Origin of the sequence: Xanthomonas sp. D-36-1 (assembly GCF_017746155.1) — a bacterium.
Classification (GTDB): Bacteria; Pseudomonadota; Gammaproteobacteria; order Xanthomonadales; family Xanthomonadaceae; genus Xanthomonas; species Xanthomonas cissicola.
Genome location: NZ_JAGHWR010000034.1, coordinates 40,154 through 60,762, shown reverse-complemented (window position 1 = coordinate 60,762; position 20,609 = coordinate 40,154). Strand labels below are relative to the sequence as shown.

Below are 20,609 nucleotides of genomic sequence, written 5' to 3'. Positions count from 1 at the left end.
GGCCGGCCTGCGGCTTTTGCGCGCTTGCGGGCCTGGGTCTTCTGCGATGGAGACAGTGGCTTGGAATGCGAAGCGCCCTTCGGGCTGGACGTGTTCCAGGGCGCGGACGTCTTGGTTGCACGCTTTTTGGCAGCTGTGGAGGTGCTCTTCTTGGCCGCAGTGCGCCTTGATGGCGCTTTCTTGGTCGCGCTGTTCTTCTCAGCCGCGCGGCTCCGTGCTGCAGCTTTCTCGCTTGCCTTGCGTGCGACCTTGGACGCTGAAGTCTTTCTGGCAGAAGCGCTCGCGACCGCTGTTTTTTTCGTGGCGCGCTTCTTCGGTGTGGTCTTTTTCGCAGCCGTCTTTTTTGCTGACTTCTTCGTCGCGGTTTTTCTTGCCGCGGCCTGCTTGGTTGCGGTCTTCTTTGCTGCGGTCTTTTTCGAGCCGTCTCCGCTGCTGGCCCCCTTTTTCGCCCTTGCCTCCTGCAGGCGCGCGTACACACGCGCTGCCCAGCGCTGGCCTGCATCGCCGCCCCAGAGCAGCCAGGCGATGTAGCCGGCCGATGGCGCCTTGGCATCCGCCCAGCCCTTGCCGCTCTTGTCCACGCTGTGTCGCGCGAAGTACGAATGCATGCGTCCAATGGTCTGTGCAGACAGCGACTTTTGCGCGGAAAGATCGCGCGCACGCGCCACACCAACGGCGGTCCCGCCACGGCCGTGCCGCTCGCGCAGGCGCAGTCCACGCGCCGCTGCAGCGGCGACGCTCTTGGGCGGCGTTGTCGCCGAGCGGGAAGGTGTCGAGGAACGCGTCACGCAGATCTCCTGTCATTGCGGTAGCGGTAGTGTTCGCATACGCGGTGCTGTTGGACGTGAAGAGGCGGCATCTACCGGGCACCTGTCAGTCGCGTAGGCGCAGCGCTTGGTGAAGTGCGCTGCGTATCCGGCAGGACCACAGCAGTGCAGATGATCGACCACTGTCATCGTCGACCGTGGCAGCGCTGCACCCGTCGTGGTCGCCACGTGCGTCGCGGCTCTGTCCGCTTTCTGCTGTGGCTGTGCGTTGACAGGTGAGTAGACTGGCCGCTCCTGGTCACCAAAGGAACATCGATGCATCGCTTGGCAACGTCGTTCTGCGCGGTGTTCCTGCTCGTGGTGACCGCAAGCGTGCCTGCCAGCGGCCAGGCCAATGACCTCGAACCAGCCGGATCAATCGACCAGTGGCAATGGCGCTCGGTGCAGGCCCAGGGCGAGCCGCACGCACGCCACGAAAACAGCATGGCCGCCATCTGCGAGCGACTGTATTTGCTCGGCGGTCGCGGCGAACGCCCGCTGGATATCTTCGATATCCGCACCCGGCGCTGGTCGCGCGGCAGCGCACCGCCGTTGGCCGTCAACCACGCCCAGGCAGCGGTCTGGGCGGGCAAGCTCTACCTGGTGGGCGGGTTTACCGGCGACTATCCCAACGAAGCGGCGTTGACGCATCTGCTGATCTACGACCCGGCCACCGACCGCTGGCAGGTGGGCGCAGAGATCCCTGCCGATCGCCGCCGCGGTTCGGCCGGTACCGTCGCGCACGACGGGGTGTTGTATCTGGTGGGCGGCAATACGCGTGGCCACAACAGCGGCTATGTGCCCTGGCTGGACGCCTTCGACACCCGGACCCAGCGCTGGACGCGCCTGCCCGATGCACCGCATGCGCGCGATCACTTCCAGGCGGTGGTGCTCGACGGCAAGCTCTACGCGGGCGGCGGGCGCCGGTCTTCGCACGACACCGGCGACACGCTGTCGCAAACGATCCCGCAGCTGGATATCTACGATCTGCGGCAGGCCACCTGGTCGGTGGCCGATGCCACGCTGCCTACCCCGCGCGCGGGCGCGGCAACCGTCGCGCATCACGGCCGGGTCATGCTGTTGGGCGGTGAAAGCACAGCCCAGGTCGCCGGCCATGCCGAGGTGGAGTTCTACGACCCGGCCACGGCGCGGTGGGAGACCGGTCCGGCCCTGCCGCGCGGCAGGCACGGCACGCAGGCGGCACAGGTGGGCGGGGATCTCTACATCGCCGCGGGCAGCGGCAACCGCGGCGGCGGACCGGAACTGCAGGATCTGCTCGTGCTGCCGCCGGTGCCCTGAGCGTTGCATGCGGCGCGGGCTTGCCTGCGGCATTCGGCACCACCTGCGAGTACCGCATTGCACCCGGCAAACGCCTTAGTACGTGGAAGGCGCGTCCTTCGCGCAAGCTCTGACGACCGCGCCCGCTGCCGGCCCATCACCCAGCGCGGGTTGAACGCCGTGCCGGTGGCGAATGTCGCCGATGCTCCACAGCACTGCCTTTGGGCACATCGGCCGTTGCATCGCGCAGCTGCTCGACGTGGCCGGCGATCATCGTGCCGACTGTCTCGGCCACTGCCCGGCTGCTCAATCGCACATCGAACAGCAGCTCCACGGTCGCATAGATCAGGTCCACCACGATGCGGCTGACCAGACGCAGTTGGCGCGGGTCTGCATCGGGAAAGAAATCGGCAAGCATGCGCACCTGCGCCCTGGTGACCTGCGCGTGCGAGTCCAGGCGCACCTGCTGCAAGGCCGGCACCGCACGCAGCGCGCGCAGGATCCAGACCCCGCCCTCGGTGGCCTTGGTCACCCGGTAGGTGTCCAGCACCAGGCCGGTGAGCGCCTGCTGCACCTGTTCGCGCGAACCGGACATCGCCTGCGGCGTGATCCACTTGGGCACCAGCGCGTTCTGCCGCTGCATCAGGCGCGTGCCAAGCTCGGACAACAGGGCATATTTATTGGGAAAGTAGCGGTACAGCGCCGGTGGCGTCAGTCCGGCATGCGCACAGACCAGATTGGTGGACAACCGTTCCACGCCGACATCGCCGAGCAATTGCGCGGTGACCGCCAGGATATGTTCGTAGGTCTCGATCGCGCGATGCTGGGCCGGAAGTTTGTTGCCGGTCAGCCTGGGCGCGGGCGCCTTGAGCGGCGCGCGCGGACGGGACTTGGTCGTGGACATGGGCGGGGGATTCCTCGAACACGGAGTGATGCGTCGGCCAGACCACCGCGACTGCACCTGAGCCGTTGCGTCGCTGCTGCATCGCGCCGGCCAGGCGGCGTCCATCGTCTGCAGTAGCGCCATGCCACCGCCAAGCCATGCGCGTGCACGGCCGGTGTTTGCCAGAGCCACATCATACGCGCTGCGTCGCGGGCGATCTGTGGCGCGCGCGTCATCGGCGGGCCAGCCAGGCGGTCAATGCGGTGGCCACGCGTTGCTGCCATTCCCGATACGGCGGAAAGAAGGCACGGGCGGTCAGCAGGCGGCCGCCGCGCAATACCGCACGCTCGTGCGAAAACGCCTTGAATCCATGCACGCCATGCGCGCTGCCGATTCCCGACTGGCCAATGCCGCCGAACGGCAAGCCGGTGTGCATGAACTGCTGCAGGCAGTGATTGACCACCACGCTGCCGGAGCTGCTGCGCGCCAGCACGCGGGCGACCTGTGCGGCATCGTTGCTCCACAGATACAGCGCCAATGGCTTGGCGGCGGCGTCGAGCCCGGCGAGCACCGTGTCGAGATGGTCGAAGGTCACCACCGGCAGCACCGGGCCGAAGATTTCTTCCTGCGCGATGCGCGCGTGTTCCGGAACATCGGCCAATACCGTCGGGGCGATGAAACGCTGGCCCACGTCATGCTCGCCGCCGGCCACCAGCTCGGCGCCGGCAGCGCGCGCTTCATCGATCAAGGCCGCCAAGCGCGCCGCATGGCCGACATGGATCATGCGCGCCAGGTCGGGGCTGGCAGCCACTGCCGCGGCGCTGCTGCCGTAGCGCTGCGCCAGCAGTTCACGGCACCGCTGCAGCAGCGCCGTGCGGACCTCGCGATGCACGAACAGCGTATCGGGCGCGATGCAGGTCTGCCCGGCATTGACCAGCTTGCCCCACACCAGCACCTGCGCGGCGCGCTCCAGGTTGGCGCTGCGGTCGACGATGGCCGGCGATTTGCCGCCCAGCTCCAGCGTCACCGAGGCCAGCTGGGCGGCGGCGGCGGCCATGACCTGCCGTCCCACTGCCGGCGAGCCGGTGAAGAACACATGGTCGAACGGGCAGGCCAGCAAGCGCTGCGCGGTCGCCACGCCACCCTGCACCATCGCCACTTCGGAAGGGTCGAATGCCTCGGCCAGCAGCTCGCGCAGCACCGCGTTGACCTGCGGGGTGAATTCGGACGGTTTGAGCATGGCGGTGTTGCCTGCCGCCAGCGCCGAGACCAGCGGCCCGAGCACGGTGGCAACCGGATAATTCCACGGGCCGATGATCAGGCAGCGGCCCTTGGGCTGGTAGCCGATCTGCGCGTGCGTGCCCAGCGTTAGCAAGGTGGGCGACACCTTGCGAGGGCGCATCCAGCGCGGCAGCCCGGCGATGGCGGCGGCGATTTCGTCGACCACCGGCAACAGCTCGCTCAGCTCCACTTCCAGCGCCGGCTTGCCGAAGTCGCCGGCAAATGCGGCATACAGGGCCTGCCGCCGCGCCAGCAGCGCGCTGCGCAACGCGCGCAGGCGCTCGCGCCGCTGCGCGGCGGTGGAGCTGCGCCAGGCCGCGGCCACCGGCTGCTGGGCAGCGAACAATGCCGCGATGCCCTCGGCGCAGACGTCCAGGTCAGCGTGCATGACGCGCGCGCCCCTGCTGCAAGCGCAACCACTGAAAACGACACCGCGGCCGTCGCGCCAGACGCGCCGGCACGTTGCGGCCCATCCCGCACACGCTGTCGATCATCGATCCCCCTTGCTCGGCTGCGCCCCGGTCGGCGGCGCCCGGTGGCGCTGGTCGCGGCCGGCTGCCGCCGCCAGGACGGCCGCCAGCAGTGCGGCGGCCAGACTGAAGACCGGTACCGGGGCCGGATCATCGTGCTGCAGCAGCAGCGAAGCGAGCAAGGGGCCGGCTGCCGATCCCAGCAACTGCACCGCCGGCACCAGCACCGCCATCCGGCCATGCGCGTCGGCATCGAACGCCAGACCCACGTGGAAGGGCATCAGGAACATCCAGACCAGGCCAAAGCCCACGCAGGCAACCGTGAATGCGGCAGTGCCGGCCGGCGCCGCACGCGCCATGGTGGCCGCCACCGCCGCCAGCACCAGGCTGCCGGCCACCAGGGTGCGCGCGTGACCGAGCCGGCGCACCCACCAGATCGCCGCCAGCGCGCCGACGATCTGCATCGCCAGCACCAGCGAGGTGTGCGCCTGCACCGCCCCGGCATCCAGGCCGGCGCGCAGCCCCAACGGTTCCAGGTACGCCCACAGCGCGCCCGTCGCGGCCATCTGCACGAAGGCAATCAGCAAGGGCAACAGGGTTGTCGGCGACCAGCGCACGCGGCTCGCCGGCGCAATGGCGCTCACGGCAGACAACGTCGCCGGCAGCAATGGTGTCAGCAGCGCCGCGCACAGCGTCACCGCCCCCAGCGCCGCGAAGCCGCCTTTCCAGCCGGTCGACGGCAGCACCCACCACGCCAGCAGGTTCGCCAGTGCGATCTGCGCCACCGCCTGGGTCAGCATGAACACCGCGGTGACCCGATCCGGCTTGGCCGCACGCACGATGGTCAGGGTCGCCACCCATAGCAGCAGCCCCTCTGCCAGGCCGGCAGCTGCGCGTACCAGCACGAATGCGGTGTCGCCGACCGCCTGGGTGGTGGCCAGATCCAGCAGCGCCGCCAATAGCGCCGCCAGCACCGCAACCTGACGTTGCCAGCGGTGCGGCAACAACGCATCACCCAGCGCCACGCCCAGGCCGAGCGCGACGATCTCCCCCATCGCCACGATGCCCACGCCGGAGAGCGTGATCAGCTTCTGCTCGACCAATGTTCCCAGCAGGATCGGCTGCACGCCCAGGATGAGCAGGGCGATCGAACCGATCGACAGACCGGACGGCAACCCCTGCGACGCGGGAACGTCCACGGCGGACAATGCGGGTGGATGACTGCTGCGCATGAGATGCCTTCAGTAAGCGGTGCTTTCGGTGGGCAGGGTGCCCTTGGCGAATGCGGCCGCCGCACCCATCTGGTCCTTGCGCAGACGCCCGTTGGCGATGCGACGCACCCACCACGGCAGCTGCCGGGTCGGTCCTCCGGTCGCCGCCGCCAGCACATACGCCTTGGCGCACTTTTCGAACAACGCGATGTTCAGCGCCAGGCGACGCGCACTGGTACCCAGGCACAACGGCCGTCGCGCCACCAGCACGGCGTTGCCGATCCCGCCGGCCAGCGCGGCCGCCGCGTCGGCCGCGCGCGCCGGCGGCGGCATCGGCCCCAGATGCCGCGCCTGTTCGTCGAACACCTGCGGCAACGCGCCACCGACGTCGGCCAGGCAGTGGCCGAACGCACCGGCCGACCAGGCCACCGCTCCCACATCGCCACGCTGCGCATAGACCTGCGCATGCAGGCGCTGCGCCGCCTCCAGCGCGACATCCTCGCGCCAATCCAGCAGCAGCGGCGTTGAGGCAGCGGCGCTGCCGATCCACATCAGCGTTGCGCCCGGGCAACGCACCGACAAGGCCGCGTCATCGTCGCCGAGCAAGTGGGAGGCCTGCAGCCGTTCGCGGGTCTGCAGCCAGGTGTCGCGCAGGGCATCGGTGGCGTTCATCGGCTCAGACCAGTGCGAAGACATCGTCGAAACGGTTCAAGGCCTCGTCGATCACCGCATCGGTGTCGGCCATGCTGGTGTAGATGCGGCTACCGGCCAGGGTGATCAGGCCGTGGGCCGAATACGCCGCGCCCATCTCTTCCATCATGTGCTTGCGCGCCTTGGCGTCGTTGCGCACGCGCCAGAGCTTGTAGAGGTTGCCGGTGTCCAGCAGCAGCACGCCGGAGGTCTGCAAATGCACGATCGAACCCATGTTGTAGACCACGTACGGCAGGCCACGGCGCTGGATGATCGCTTCCAGACCGGCGCGCAGGCGATCGCCCGCGCGGCCGGCGCGGCCGGCGGCGTCGTTGTGCTGCGCTTCCAGCAACGCGTAATAGCCGGCCACGCAGGACAGCGGGTTGGCCGACAGCGTGCCGCCGACAAACGCGCGCCGCGCGGTCGTGCCGATGCCGCCCACCAAGCTCATCATCACCTCGCGGCGGCCACCGATCGCCCCGGCCATCGGGTAGCCGCCGGCCAGGCACTTGCCCAGCACGGTGATGTCCGGTGCAACGCCGAAGTAGCCTTGCGCACCGCCGGGGCCCAGCCGGAAACCGGTGACCACTTCGTCGAAGATCAGCAGCGCACCGAACTCGTCGCACAGCGCGCGCACCTGGCGGTTGTAGTCCGCGTGCACCGGGCGGGTTCCGCTCTCCGGCCCCAGCGGTTCGAGCAGCACCGCGGCGGTCCCGCCACGCAGGCGATTGAATTGCAGCTTGCGGCGCAATGCGTCCAGATCGTTGGGCGGGCATTCCTGGGTCTGCGCGGTCGCCCCACGCGGAATGCCGATCGCTTCCATGCGGCCGGTGCCGGGCAGGCGCAGGCCGTACACCAACTGGTCGCTCCAGCCGTGATACGCACCGCCGATCTTGATGATCCAGCGCTTGCGGGTATACGCGCGCGCCAGGCGCACCGCGCCCATCACCGCCTCGGTCCCCGAACCGAGCAGGCGCACCATCTCCACCGCCGGCATGCTGGCGCAGACCAGCTCGGCCAGTTTGACCTCGTATTCGTGCAGCAATCCGGTCACCGGTCCGCACTGGTCCAGCACCTCGTTGACGCGTGCGCGCAACGCCGGCGGGTTGGAGCCGAGCAAGGTCGGGCCGCCGGCCTGCAGGAAATCGATGTAGCGGTTGTCGTCGACGTCGGTCAGGTAGGCGCCCTCGGCGCTGCGCATCGCCAGCGAGAACGGGTAGTTGAAGGCCAGGTTGTGCTGCACGCCGCCGGGAATCACCCGCTGCGCGGCATCGCCCAGCTGCTTGGAGCCTTGGCAGCGCTGCTCGAAGTAGCGCATCACCTTGTCCATGCCATCGCGCCGGATCGGCCGCATCGGCTGTTTGACCAACGCATCGAAGCGGCGATACAGCTGGTCCACATCGGGCCATTGCGAAATCGCGGAAGTCACGCTCATTGTCGGTGCCATCATGTCTGGGAAAGGGAAGACGCGCCGGACGTGTGCCGGTGAGAATCCAGCGCCGTCAGCACCCGCTGCAGGCCCGCAGCGAGGTCAGGCTGGCGCGCCGCACGCGCCTGGATCTGCGTCTGCAGGTGGCTGCGCGCGACCAGCTCCAACGCCTCGACCACGGTGACGGCCGCCTCTAGGTTGGTGCCGCAACAGACCACGCCGTGATTGCGCAGCAGATAGGCGTTGACGGTGGGCTGCAGCTGCCGGGCCAGCAGGCCGGTGCCCGACGGCATGTAGCCGGCGATCGGAATCCGTGCGCCAAGCAGCCGGCGCAACGCCGGTTGCGTCACCTCCAGCGGCGCGCCCAGCAGGGTGCAGGCGCTGGCGACCGGCTGGTGGGTGTGGATGCTGCAGCCCACGTCCGGGCGCCGCCGCATCACCTGCGCATGCAGGCCGGTTTCGACCGACGGCGTGCGCGTGCCGTCGAGCTGGTGCAGGTCCTTGGTGCGGACGATGCAGATATCCTCGGCCTGCATGCTCAGGTAGTCGATCGCCGAGGGGGTGACGGCGAAACACTCCGCATCGATGCGCAAGGCGACATTGCCGCCGGTGCCGGCCAGATAGCCGCGGCGCGACAGTTCGATGCACAGCGCGACCACGCGCTGGCGTTGTTCATGGGCAAACATGCGCGGCGACCTCCTGGGCGGGAGCGGGCGTGGAGGGATTGAGCCGTCGGTAGATCGGTGCCAACGTGCGCTGCAGGTCCTTGAACACCGCATAGCGGTCGTCGTAGAGCGCGCGCGTGCCCGCATCCGGCTCGTAGACCCGCCGGGGGCGCTGCAGTGCCGCCAGGTCGCCGAAGCCGAGCCGACCCAGGCCGACCCCGGCGATAAAGGCCGCGCCGACCGCATTGGCCTGGATCGGATTGTGCAATTGCCGGATCGGCCGGCCGCTGACATCGGCAATGATCTGGCACCACAGATCCGACTGGGCGCCGCCGCCGACCGCAGCGATCGTGCCTGGGTCGCAGCCAAGCAGGCGTGCAAACGGCTCCATCATCCAGCGCGTGTTGAACGCCACCCCTTCCATCACCGCGCGGATCATGTCCTCGCGGCTATGCATCAACGAGAGATTGATCAGGCCGGCACGCAGGCTCGGGTCTTCCACCGGCGTGCGTTCGCCGAACAGCCAGGGCATGTAGATCAACCCGTTGGATCCTGCGGGCACGCGTGCGGCGATGCGATTGAGCACTTCATAGACGTCCGGGCGCTGCTCGTCGCTGAGCAGCTCGTCGGCATGGAACAGGATGCGGTCGCGCAGAAAGGACAGGTTGGCGCCGGCGGTGGTCTGCAGGGCGATCGCCAGATAGCGCCCTTCCACCGCGCACGGCACCGCGGCGATCGTACTGCGCACGTCGGTCTTCATGCGCGGCACATGCGCGCCCAGCCACGACGAGGTGCCCAGGTACAGGTGCGCGGCGTGATCTTCCACCGCTGCGGCCACCGCCACTGCCGACGTGTCGATCGCGCCGGCCACCACCACGGTCTGCGGCGACAGGCCCAGCGCCCCGGCCACCTGCGGCAGCAGCGGACCCAGCACCGCAGTGGAAGGCAGCAGGTCCGGCAACTTGTCGCGCTCCACCCCGACCATGTCCAGCAGGCCTGCGTCGTAGCGAATATGGTGCGGGTCGCGATTGTCGGTGACCCAGGTGGTCAGCATGGAATCGGGGGTGGCGCAGAACCGCCCGGTCAGGCGCAGGTTCATGTAGTCGAGCACGTTGAGAAACTTGTGCGTGCGCTCATAGCGCACGGGCTGGTGATCGCGCAGATAGGCGATGTGTCCGGCGCAATCCTTGCCGCTGCGCGCAGGCGCACCGCCGCTCAGGCGCAACCATCGCCACAGGCGCAGCGGATCGTAGCCGCGCACATTGAGCCATCGCCCCTGCAGACGCCGGGCGATGGCGGCCTGGCCGCGCATGTCCAGCCACAGCATGGCGCGCCCGAGCGCCTGGCCGTTGTGGTCCACGCAGACGGTGCCTTCGCCCTGGGTCGAGCAACACACGGCCACCACGCGGCGGCGCAGCGCCGCATCGCCCTGCACCACGGCCGCGGCGGTGGCGCAGAACGCGTCCCACCACGCGTGCGGGTCTTGTTCGGCAGCGACGCCCTGCACGTGCAGTTGCACCGGTTCGAACGCCCAGGCGAACACCTTGCCGTCCAGCGTCACCAACGCGCATTTGCAGCCGGAGGTTCCCAGATCCACCGCCAGCACCAGCGGCGCATTGCCGCCGGTGTCGTCTGCGAGCGTTTGCGTGCGCATCAGAACGTGTAGCCGATCGAGAACACCAGCGCATCGCCGTCGGTCTTGCGGATCCGCTCGCCATCCTGCACCCAGTACAACTGATGCGCGTTGGTGTTGGTGGTCAGCCAGTCCAGGTTCCAGTCCAGACCCCAGCGCCGATGGGTGATGCCGATCTGGTAATCGGCGAAGTTGCCTTCGCGAAAGTTGGCCAGTTTCTGGTAGCCGGCATGCAGGCGCAGCGTCGTGGACGGTAGCAGCGAGGGCAGTAACGGCAACTGGGTATTGAGGTCGGCCAACACGGTACCGCGCGAATCCTGTTCGCCGCGCGCGTAGCACTGCAATGCGGCGGTCGGATCGATCGACAAGCGCAGGATCTGCCCGCACACGCCGCCGGTATCGGCACCGCGGTAGGTCTTGGACACCACATACAACACGCGCCCTTCGACGATGCCGTAGCCCAGCTCCATCACCGCGAAATCGCTGTTGTAGTTGGTCGTGCGCACGTCGGTCGGCGTGCCGGTTTCCAGGTCGATGCGATGCGGCGCCATGAAGCGCGCCCCCGGGAATCGCTCGGTGGCCAGGCCCACGCCGGCGTGCCAGCCGTCCGGGTTGCCGAAGCGATACCCGCCCGCCAGGGTGACGCCCAGGCCGTCGCCATTGACGAACTGCTGCTTGCTGACCCCTGCCACTTCCAGCAAGGCGACCAGCCCGCTGGCATGCACGAACTGGGTGCTCCACTTGGCCGAGGGCCGCATCAACGAATCGGAGATGCCGCGCGTGCGCTGTTCGCTCATCAGCTTGAGCTGGTTGTCGAACTGATAGGTGGCCACGCTGCCTTCGCTCACCGGGTCGGCTTGCTGCGCCTGCGCCGGCAGGCAAGCCGCGCCTTGCAGCAACGCACACGCGACAACCGCGCCGACATGGATCTTCGCCATCTGGATTCCCCCGGTGGATGTGAGTGAGAACCGTCGCAAGCGCGGCGGTCGGTGCTGCGCGCGCATGCCGCGCTGGACGCAGCTAGTGGCTGGCGCACACCGGCGCGGACGGCAGGACCTGCACGCGGGTGAACAGCATGTTTTCGCCGAGCACTTCGGCGCCGATGAACGCGCGCAGGGTCAGGCTGTCGCCCTTGCGACGCAGCGTGGCCTTGTAGCGCTTGCCGCTACGCGGATCGAATGCCCAACCGTCGCGCCAGGTGCCGTTGTCGTCGCGCTCCAGGCGCGCGATCTGCACACCGCAGGTGTCCTTCGGCGTACCGGCATCCTTGTCCCACACCACCTTTCCGCACATCGCGCTGGCGGCCTCGGGACACGGTGCAAATGCGATGACGGCGTCCTTGGCCGCAGTCAGCCATAGGCCCTGTACCGGCGAGGGCGCCGCCGCCAGCGCAGGCATCAGCGGCAGCGCCGCTACGACAACGCACGCCAGGGTGCGCAGCAGTCGGGAAACGCAAGCTTCGTTCATTGCCGCAACCCCGCGGGCAACCCGCTCATGACAGTAGTGAAAACTACCGCATAGCGATGATTACCTTTTTGCAACAGGCTCAAGCGTGGCGATTGCCTGGACCGCTGCACGCCCTGGCGCAGCAGGCGCTGGGCGGCGTAAGACGGATGCGGTGCACGCCTGTTTTGACGCGGCGCACCACGGTTGCGGTGGCTGACGACGCGCAGCGAGCCAGGTGGATGGCCTGGCTCGCGGGCGCTGCACCCGGCGGTCGGAGGGCGGGCCCGCGCGCACCTCGCTGCTCGGGAAGGCCCTCAGCGGCGGCGGCGCTACGGGCGAGGACGCGCAGTGCGGGCGCGCGTCATGGCCGCTGTTCTTGTCTGCAACGGCGCGGCCCGTGGCGGCTCGACGACTGACCGAGGCAGTGCGCAGCGCAGCCGATGCAACGGCTGCACGAGGCGATCGGCGCTGCGGTCAGACACGCACGTGGTCAGGCGTGTGCGTGTCCATCGCGATCGCAAGGCGATGAAGCGGCATCGCCGCGATCGTCTAGCGCGCGAACTGCAGGCCCAGCGACTTCACGCGCACGCGCGCCAGCATCGCGTGCGAGGTCATGTACAGCATGTGGCCATCGTTGCCGAAGGCGCAGTTGGAGACGGCCTCGCCGGTGGCGATGCGACCCAACCGTTGGCCGGCGGGATTGAAGACGATCACGCCGCCAGGGCCGGTGGCAAACAGCGTGCCGTCGGCGGCCACGGCCATGCCGTCGGGCAGGCCGGGCACATCCTTGGCAATCAGGTCCGACGCATCGGCAAACACCCGCTTGCCGGTGACGGCGCCCTGCGCATCCAGTGCATAAGCCATCCAGATCGGCCGTTGCGGATCGGAGTTGGAGACGTACAAGGTGCGCGCGTCCGGCGACAGGGCGATGCCGTTGGGAAAGCTCAGGCTGTCGTCCAGCAGATGCACGCTGCCATCGGTGTCCAGGCGATAGACGCCATTGAAGCGCAGCTCCTTGACCGGCGATTTATCCAGCTCCTTCAACCCGTACGGCGGATCGGTGAAGAACACCACGCCATCGCTGCGCCGCACGACATCGTTGGGGCTGTTGAAACGGTGGCCCTCGAAGGTGGTCGCAAGCGGCGTCTTCTTGCGCGTGACCGGATCGAGCCGGGCCAGGATGCGCGTGCCGGAATCGGCCAGCAGCACCGTGCCGTCGGGCTCGGCGTACAGACCATTGGCGCCGGCTTCGCGCAGCGTGGGCAGCTCCGGGCCGGTGTAGCCGGAGGGCGACAGCAAGACCGACAGGCCGGCCTGTTCGGACCAGCGATACAGCTTGTTTTCCGGCACATCCGTGAACAACAGATAGCCTCCGTTGCGCACCCATGCCGGGCCTTCGGACCAGGTGAAGCCTTCGGTGAGCTTCTCGATGCGCGCATCGCTTGCGACCGCTTCACTGAAGCGGCGGTCGAATGTCTGCAGCTGGCCAATGGCCGCAAAACGCGGCGTCGGTGGAGTCTGCTTGGTGCACGCAGCAAGCACCGCCAGCAACGGCACGGCCAACAGCAGATAAGGCGGCAAGCGCATCGGTCAGTCCTGTCTCATGGTCGGGGCATGATGCCATCCTGCGTGTGCAGGCGACTGCCGTAGCGCCGACCAACGCGTCGCGCGCACGCATCTGTGACGTGCACAGCACGCAGGAATGCGGCGTCCGAGCCATCCATGCCGCACGGACATCGGCCGTGCCCGCCTGTTGCCGGGGCGTTGGTTGTCAGCTGCCCTTCGGCCGGCAGCCGCTAGCGTGCAGCGGCCGCGGTGGGCACCGGCAACACCGCATCCAACGCCGGTTTGGCTTGATGATTGCGATCGAACAGCAACGGATAGTTGGTGCGTCCAGGCACCGGGTAATCGTTCTTCCAGGACATGTCATCGCTCACGCCCCACACGCTGACGCGCGCAATCTTGTCGCGCTTGCGCCAGAACAGCGCGAACAATTCGGCATACCGGTCGCGCAATTGCGCCTGCACGTCGGCAGGCAACCCATCCCGATAGGGGTCGAGGAAGCGCTTGAATTCCGGCAGTTGAAACTGCTTGTGCGCCATGCCGGTGCCGATGATCTGGCCTTCCTTGGTGAGCGGCAACACATCGATGTCCAGCTCGGTGATCATCACCTTCACGCCAAGCGCAGCGTACGCATCGATGGCGTCTTCGATATCGCGCAGGCTGGGGTAGTTCAGTCCCCAATGGCCTTGCATGCCCACGCCATCGATGCGGACACCGGCCTGCTGCAACATCTTGACCATGCGCACGATGCCCTCGCGCTTGGCCGGCCGCCATGCATTGAAATCGTTGTAGTAGAGCTGCGCATCCGGTGCATAGCGCTGCGCGAAGGTGAAGGCATTGCGGACCACCGTGTCGCCGTCGCCCACGCGCTGCACCCAGTTGGTCGAACGGTAACTGCCGTCTTCGTCGATGATTTCGTTGAACACATCCCAGGCCTGCACCTTGCCCGTGTAGCGCCCGGCCACCGCTGCGATATGCGCACGCATGCGCTCCAATTGCTGTGCCGGCGTATTGGGCCGACCATCGGCGGTGGTGAAGAACCACTCCGGTGTCTGGTTATGCCAGACCAGGGTGTGACCGACCACGAACTGCCGATTGCGCCGTGCGTAGGCCACGAATGCATCGGCCGCACTGAAATCCTGCACGCCACGACGCGGCGCCACCACTTCGGCCTTCATCACGTTTTCCGCGGTAACCGCATTGAAGTGACAGGCCGCCAGCGCAGCAGCGGCTGCGTCCTTGCCGGAGACGATATCGGCATTGACGGCAGTCCCGAGCAGGAACCCTTGCGCATACGCCTGCTTGAGCGAGCTGCCGGGCGTCCCGCACGCGGCGAAGGCCTGCAGTGTGCACACTGCACTCATCCCGGCGATCAGCAATCCCAGGCGTTTGGTGAGGTTGGCGCGGTTGATGTGCATGTGCAGGTCCGTTGAGAGGCCACAGGTTTCGATTGCACTGGATCGCATCACTGCACCGCCACCTGTGTCTGTGCGGCTTGCAACGTGTCCGATTCCACATGCACGGTGATCGTGCCACGCGCCCCGGCCTTGGCACGCACGATCGCCAGGCACAGCCCATTGAAGGCATGACGCTGCGAAGAGGCGAACGTTTCCAGATTGGTAGGGTCGCCGTTGTCGGTGGCCACCAACTCGCCAGGGCCTTCGATGCGGAAGCGCAGGCGGTCGCCCGCGGTCGGTGCGGGACGTCCGTCGCGATCGAGCAGGCGCACGGTGATGAAGCTCAGGTCTTGTCCGTCGCCGCGGATACTGCCCCGATCCGGCGTCAGCTGCATGCGCGCGGCGCGGCCTGCCGTCTGCACGCGCTCGCTGGCCCACGGCTTGCCATCCTTGTAGGCCTGCACCCGCAATTCGCCCGGTTGGTACACCACCGCGTCCCAGCGTAGCCGGTACTGCAGTGGCGCCTTGCGCTTGCGCCCTTGCGAGACGCCGTTGACGAAGAGCTCGGCCTCGTCGCCGGAGGTGAACACATGCACGGGCGTGACCTGTCCCTCGCGCCCTGGCCAGCTCCAATGCGGCAGCAGATGCGCCACCGGCACTTCCGGACGCCAGCGCGATTGATAGAGCCAGTAACGGTCCTTCGGGAAGCCGGCCAGATCGAAGATGCCCGAGTACGAACTGCGCGAGCTGTAATACGGGGTGGGCTCGCCCAGGTAATCGAAACCGGTCCAGACGAACTCGCCGGCCACGTACGGGTGCCGATCCAACGCAGCGAACACCTTGTCCGCGCTGGAGCCGAAGTCCACCGCATGCAGTTCGTACGCGCTGACCTGATGCGCCACAGAATCGCCGCCACGGCCATCGCGTACCGGTGCGCTGTTGTCGGCAGTGACCGGAAACAGGTACACGCCACGGCTGCTCAGTGCCGAGGCCGTTTCGCTGCTGACAATGGCCGTGTGTGGAAACCGTGCATGAAACCCGGGGTATTGCGGCGGTTTACGGATGCGCTCGGTGCCCTCGAACTCGGCTGCATCACGGATGCCTTCCCCCTGGTAATTGAGACTGACGACATCCAGCGCAGCGGGCAGCGGCATCTCAGGCGAGGCGTAGTTCATCGCCACCGTCGCCGGGCGCGTCGGGTCTTCTGCATGCACGATCGCGCGCAGCGTGCGCGCAATCGCCGCGCCCTGTTCGCCGGTGTATTGCTCGCCAACCTCGTTGCCCACGCTCCACAACATCACCGAGGGATGATTGCGGTCGCGGCGCAGCATCGCGCGCAGATCGGCGGCATGCCACTGCCCAAACACCAGATGAAAATCCAGCGGGGTCTTCTTCATCTCCCAACTGTCGAACACCTCGTCCACCACCAGCAGACCCATGCGGTCGGTCAGGTCGAGCAATTCGGGCGCAGGCGGGTTATGGCTCATGCGAATGGCGTTGGCGCCCATCTGCTGCAGCAATTGCAACTGCCGCTCGGCGGCGCGCCTGTTGAACGCCGCACCGAGCGCGCCCAGGTCATGATGATTGTTCACCCCGCGGATCGGCACGTGCTCGCCATTGACCAATAGGCCCTTGTCGGCGTCGAACACGATGCTGCGAATGCCGAAGCGGGTTTCGTAGCGATCCACCACGTGCCCCTGCTGACCGACTTCGGTGATGGCCACATAGCGATGCGGCTGCTGCGTGGGTGGAGGCCCCCACAGCCGCGGTGCGTCGATCCGGGTGCTGCCTTGCAGCTGCGCCGTGCCGCCGGCAGCGACGGTGATCGGCTGCGCTGGAATGCGTGCGACCGCCTCGCCGCTGGGCTGGTCGCTGGCATCGTCGAGCAGATAGATCGCTGTGCTCACCTGCGCCTGGCCGGCGCTGCGGGCGGCGTTGTCCAAGGTGATGGTCAGCTGCACCTGCGCTGCATCGGCCGAGACGTACGGCGTGGTCAGCTGCGTGCCCCAGTGCGCGATATGCAACGACGCCGTCTTGGTCAGCCACACGTTGCGATACAGCCCGCCGCCCGGATACCAACGCGCCGACTCGGGCGGGTTATCCAGGCGAATGACCAGTTGGTTGCGCTTGCCTGCAATCGCATACGGTGTCAGGTCCACGCGCCAGGAGCTGTACCCGTAAGGCCAGCCGCCGACGAGGTTGCCGTTGAGCCAGACCGTGGCGTACGACATCGCACCATCGAGATCCAGAAACAACGCGCGGCCGCGATCGCTGGCCGGGATGTCCAGGCTCTTGCGATACCAGCCGATGCCCCAGCTCGGCAACCGGCCCATGCCACCGTAGGGCCCGTCTGCCAGGAACGGCCCGGCAATGGCCCAGTCGTGCGGCAGGTCCACGGTTTCCCAGGCGCTGTCGTCGAAGTGCGGCTGCACATACGCCACCGTGCTGCCCGGATTGCCTGGGGGGCGTGTGTGGCGTTGGGCCGGGTCTGCGATCAAGCCGTTGGCGGTCGGCAGGATCCACGGCTTGAGCACGCGCGCGGCCGACGCTTCGGTGAGCTGCGCTTGCTCCGGCTGCGCATCGGCCACCTTGCCATAGCCGCTGCGCACCACCTGTGGCCGTACATCGTAGTCCAGGATTTCATGGTTTGCGGGTGGGTCGCCGCGCTGAAAGCGCCACTGCGCATTGAGCGAAATACGTTCGCGCGAGGCGTCGCTGGCAGCGTGCGGTGCTGCGATGATGGGTAATGCGCTGCAGAGCAAGATAATGGCCGTGCAGGCACGGGCTGCGTCAGCCACGCGCCGTAGTCGCGTGATGTTGTGCATCGCATGTACACGCATCAGTTCACCGACCCTGCCGCTGCTCAGGATGTAGGCATGCGGCGTGCGCACACGTCGGTGCTGCCGCCCTCCGTTTGCGCCACCTCACAGCTTGTACGCTTGCTTGGGTAGGCGGTAGGCCAGGTCGATCGCCACCTCGGTTGCCTCGTCCTCGTCCAGCCGATGCTCGGCAACCAGTTTGGCCAGGAAGGCGCTGTCCACGCGCCGTGCCACATCGTGCCGCGCCGGAATCGAGAGGAATGCGCGGGTATCGTCGTTGAAGCCCACCGTGTTGTAGAAGCCGGCGCTGGCCAGGGTCTGCTCGCGAAAGCGCCACATGCCTTCCGGCGCATCATGGAACCACCACGCCGGGCCGAGCAGCAGCGAGGGATAGTGCCCGGCCAATGGCGCCAGCTCGCGGCTGTAGCTGGTTTCGTCCAGGGTGAACACGATCAGGCGCAAGCGTGCATCGTTGCCATGCCGGTCCAGCAAGGGCTTCAACGCATGCACATAGTCGGTGCGCATCGGAATATCGGCACCCTTGTCGCGTCCGTACCGCTCGAACAGCTGCCGGTTGTGATTGCGGAAGCAGCCCGGATGCAGCTGCATCACCAGGCCGTCGTCCAGGCTCATTGCCGCCATTTCGGTCAGCACCTGCGCGCGAAACAGTTCTGCCTGCTCCGGCGTGGCCGCACCGCGCACCGCCGTATCGAACAGGCGCTGCGCCTCGGCCCGCGACAGATCGGCGGTCGCGGCGCTGGGGTGCCCGTGATCGGTCGAGGTGGCGCCATGCGCGGCAAAGAACGCGCGCCGTTGCCGATGCGCACGCAGGTAGCCATCCCAGGTCAGCACGTCCTCACCGGTGAGCGCGCCAAACTGCTCCAGCGCGCCGGCAAACTGCTCGTGCTCCGGGTCCACGACCGGGTCAGGGCGATACGCCGTCACTACCCGCCCCTGCCAACCGCTGGCGGCAATGGCCGCGTGGTGCTGCAGCCGATCCAGCGGCGATTCGGTGGTGGCGATCACCTCGATATTGAAGCGCTCGAACAGCGCACGCGGCAGGAATGCCGACGTTTGCAGCGCGGCGGTGATGTGGTCGTAATAGTGATCAGCGGTGCCGGCATCGAGGCGGACACGCAAATCGAAAACGTCGTGGAACACATGATTGAGCCACAGCGCCGACGGCGTGCCGCGCAACAACGCGTAGTGCTCGGCAAACACGCGCCATGCCGCCCGCGGGTCGACTGCTGCGCGGGTTCCATCTGCGCGCGGGATGCCCAGGGCATCGAGGTCGATGCCCTGGCTGTACAACATGCGGAATACATAGTGGTCTGGCACCAACAACAGTTCGGTCGCGTAGGCGAACGCTGCATTGGTGGCGAACCAGGCGGGGTCGGTGTGGCCATGCGGGCTGATGATCGGCAGCGTTGCCACCTGTGCGTACAGGCGGCGGGCGATCGCGCGCGTGCCGGGATCGGCCGGCAGCAAACGATCGGGATGCAAGGACAACACGGAAGAACGCATGATCGATATCAGCCCTATGGACAGTGAGGAGGAAGCCTGTTCAGGGCTTGCTGGCAACGTAGCTGCGTAGCCAGGTCAATGCCGGGCGCTCGCTCCCATCGTAATTAATCAGATACGCACCTTCGCTGTCGCGCCACAGACCGTGACGGAAGCCCCACAGGTTCACCCCACGCACGGCCGGGTGCTCCCAGAACAGCGGGAAGATGCGCTGGTAAGCGGCCAACTGCTCTGCATCGGTACGCCCGTCCAGGTCGAACTCGGTGATGTAGATCGGCAGCCCGGTGGTGGCCAGCAGGTCCAGGTTGCCGCGCTGCACCGACACCGATGCATAGGACGTCTCGAAGGAGTGTCCCTGGATGCCGATCGCATCGATCAGGTGTTCTTGCTGCAACAGCTGGATGGTCCGCAGATACTGCTTGGCAGCGGCCGTATCGCCGGTGATGCCGTAGTCGTTGATCATCAGCTTGGTATGCGGGAAATACTTGCGTCCCAGGCGGAATTCCTCAAGCACCCAGTCCACGCCGGTCGCCCCGGTACCGCCCAGCGCCTGCAGATAATTGCCCGAATTGGCGTTACGGTTGTCGGGCTGATTGTGGTTCGGCAGCGTCTCATTGGCCACCTGCATCAGATCGATGTCGGGGTAGCGCTGCGCAATGGCGGCAAACCAGTGCTCGATCGCAGCAAGCTGCTCGTTTGGCGGCAGGGTGCGCACCCACGTCGGCTGCTGTGCACCCCAAAGACCCACGTGGAACTGGAACTGCATATGGTTGCGCTTGGCCAGCTGATAGGCCTCGTCGAGCGGGCCCCAATTCATCTGGCCGCGCACCGCTTCGACGCTGCCCCATTTGCCCGCATTTTCGGGAATAGCGGCATTCCAGTAGTTGGTGAAGCCCTGCGCTTGCTGTGGGCTGTAGGCGCTGCCCAGGGCGCGCTGCTTGCCGGCAGCGATCGGCCCGGCAACAGCGGACGCACAAGCGCCCAGCAACAGCACAAGCGTGAGTGGGTAACGAAGTTTCAACATGTTTGCATCCTCGATAAGTGAGCAAGGCAGTCACGGAAAGGCCAGGTACGCTGACGTGCGCCGGATCGACGCCAACGTGCGCAGACACCTGTGAACCGCGTCTAGGCCGGTTGCTCCACTCGCGCCGGCTGCCCCGTGGCACCAGGCGGTGCACCACCGCCAGCGCCAGCGCCAGCGCCAGCGCCAGCGCCAGGAAGTAGGCCGCACCCGCCGAAAAAAAATATCGGAATGTCGCTGCCGATGGCCTGCAAAACGAAACCAATGAAAAGGGCGATCGCCATGCCGCCGAGGCCGGCGACTGTTGCACCTGCATGACAGGCAGGCGAGTCGGACAGCGGCGTCAAAAGACACGCCCAACAGCCTTGTCGCGCGGCGGTGGTCAGCCCGATCAGCACGACGACCAGCCACGTAGTGCATGCAGCCCGCGCGCCAACGTGAGGCCATCGGCACGAGGCCGGGACACCACGCAGACCTCTGTGGGCGCGGCGCGCAT

Annotated in this window: 16 protein-coding genes and 1 pseudogene; 2 read left to right on the top strand and 15 right to left on the bottom strand. The window is 67.2% G+C overall.

The genetic code is table 11. The features are described from left to right. Positions 1 to 24: 24 nt before the first annotated feature. Both J7367_RS11140 and J7367_RS11135 read left to right on the top strand, forming a co-directional pair. Positions 25 to 531, top strand: coding sequence for a hypothetical protein (locus tag J7367_RS11140; RefSeq protein WP_042675525.1), 507 nt, complete (start codon positions 25 to 27; stop codon positions 529 to 531). Positions 532 to 1,082: 551 nt separating this feature from the next. Beyond that, positions 1,083 to 2,105 (top strand): ring canal kelch, encoded by a 1,023-nt coding sequence (locus J7367_RS11135; RefSeq protein ID WP_057662038.1) that lies wholly within the window; start codon positions 1,083 to 1,085, stop codon positions 2,103 to 2,105. Positions 2,106 to 2,241: 136 nt separating this feature from the next. Here J7367_RS11135 and J7367_RS11130 read toward each other — a convergent pair whose 3' ends face one another. From J7367_RS11130 to J7367_RS22280, 15 genes and pseudogenes are all read right to left on the bottom strand, one after another. After that, complete coding sequence (locus J7367_RS11130; protein WP_057662042.1) at positions 2,242 to 2,988, bottom strand: TetR/AcrR family transcriptional regulator; 747 nt, start codon at positions 2,986 to 2,988, stop codon at positions 2,242 to 2,244. Positions 2,989 to 3,199: 211 nt separating this feature from the next. Then, positions 3,200 to 4,636 carry an aldehyde dehydrogenase family protein gene (locus J7367_RS11125; RefSeq protein ID WP_057662045.1) on the bottom strand — a complete coding sequence of 479 codons (1,437 nt, stop codon included), beginning with the start codon at positions 4,634 to 4,636 and terminating at the stop codon, positions 3,200 to 3,202. 102 nt (positions 4,637 to 4,738) lie between these two features. After that, positions 4,739 to 5,881: an MFS transporter gene (locus J7367_RS11120; protein ID WP_057662087.1), complete on the bottom strand. Its 1,143-nt coding sequence runs from the start codon at positions 5,879 to 5,881 to the stop codon at positions 4,739 to 4,741. A gap of 78 nt (positions 5,882 to 5,959) precedes the next feature. Further along, positions 5,960 to 6,601 carry a hypothetical protein gene (locus J7367_RS11115; protein ID WP_057662048.1) on the bottom strand — a complete coding sequence of 214 codons (642 nt, stop codon included), beginning with the start codon at positions 6,599 to 6,601 and terminating at the stop codon, positions 5,960 to 5,962. 4 nt (positions 6,602 to 6,605) lie between these two features. Beyond that, on the bottom strand, positions 6,606 to 8,054 hold the full coding sequence (locus J7367_RS11110) for an aminotransferase class III-fold pyridoxal phosphate-dependent enzyme (protein WP_057662051.1): 1,449 nt from the start codon (positions 8,052 to 8,054) through the stop codon (positions 6,606 to 6,608). Positions 8,055 to 8,065: 11 nt separating this feature from the next. After that, positions 8,066 to 8,734, bottom strand: coding sequence for a class II aldolase/adducin family protein (locus J7367_RS11105; RefSeq protein ID WP_057662055.1), 669 nt, complete (start codon positions 8,732 to 8,734; stop codon positions 8,066 to 8,068). Beyond that, positions 8,721 to 10,367, bottom strand: coding sequence for an FGGY-family carbohydrate kinase (locus J7367_RS11100; protein WP_057662058.1), 1,647 nt, complete (start codon positions 10,365 to 10,367; stop codon positions 8,721 to 8,723). The genes J7367_RS11105 and J7367_RS11100 overlap by 14 nt, the downstream gene beginning before the upstream one ends. After that, positions 10,367 to 11,284 carry a TorF family putative porin gene (locus J7367_RS11095; protein WP_022560398.1) on the bottom strand — a complete coding sequence of 306 codons (918 nt, stop codon included), beginning with the start codon at positions 11,282 to 11,284 and terminating at the stop codon, positions 10,367 to 10,369. The genes J7367_RS11100 and J7367_RS11095 overlap by 1 nt, the downstream gene beginning before the upstream one ends. Positions 11,285 to 11,366: 82 nt before the next feature. Further along, the gene (locus J7367_RS11090; RefSeq protein ID WP_057662060.1) at positions 11,367 to 11,813 is read right to left on the bottom strand and encodes a DUF2147 domain-containing protein; all 447 of its coding nucleotides are present in this window, start codon (positions 11,811 to 11,813) and stop codon (positions 11,367 to 11,369) included. A gap of 528 nt (positions 11,814 to 12,341) precedes the next feature. Beyond that, complete coding sequence (locus J7367_RS11085) at positions 12,342 to 13,379, bottom strand: SMP-30/gluconolactonase/LRE family protein (protein ID WP_057662064.1); 1,038 nt, start codon at positions 13,377 to 13,379, stop codon at positions 12,342 to 12,344. Positions 13,380 to 13,588: 209 nt separating this feature from the next. Beyond that, a complete protein-coding gene (locus J7367_RS11080; RefSeq protein WP_057662067.1) occupies positions 13,589 to 14,773 on the bottom strand; it encodes an endo-1,4-beta-xylanase in 1,185 nt (394 codons plus the stop codon). 47 nt (positions 14,774 to 14,820) lie between these two features. Then, positions 14,821 to 17,592 carry a beta-galactosidase GalB gene (gene galB, locus J7367_RS11075; RefSeq protein WP_057662090.1) on the bottom strand — a complete coding sequence of 924 codons (2,772 nt, stop codon included), beginning with the start codon at positions 17,590 to 17,592 and terminating at the stop codon, positions 14,821 to 14,823. Between the two features lie 84 nt (positions 17,593 to 17,676). Further along, positions 17,677 to 19,095, bottom strand: a complete 1,419-nt coding sequence (gene uxaC, locus J7367_RS11070) for a glucuronate isomerase (RefSeq protein ID WP_057662069.1) — start codon at positions 19,093 to 19,095, stop codon at positions 17,677 to 17,679. Positions 19,096 to 19,135: 40 nt separating this feature from the next. Beyond that, positions 19,136 to 20,116, bottom strand: a complete 981-nt coding sequence (locus J7367_RS11065) for an endo-1,4-beta-xylanase (RefSeq protein ID WP_081027876.1) — start codon at positions 20,114 to 20,116, stop codon at positions 19,136 to 19,138. A gap of 133 nt (positions 20,117 to 20,249) precedes the next feature. Beyond that, a pseudogene (locus tag J7367_RS22280) lies at positions 20,250 to 20,523 on the bottom strand (hypothetical protein); the annotation flags it as partial. Positions 20,524 to 20,609: the final 86 nt, after the last annotated feature.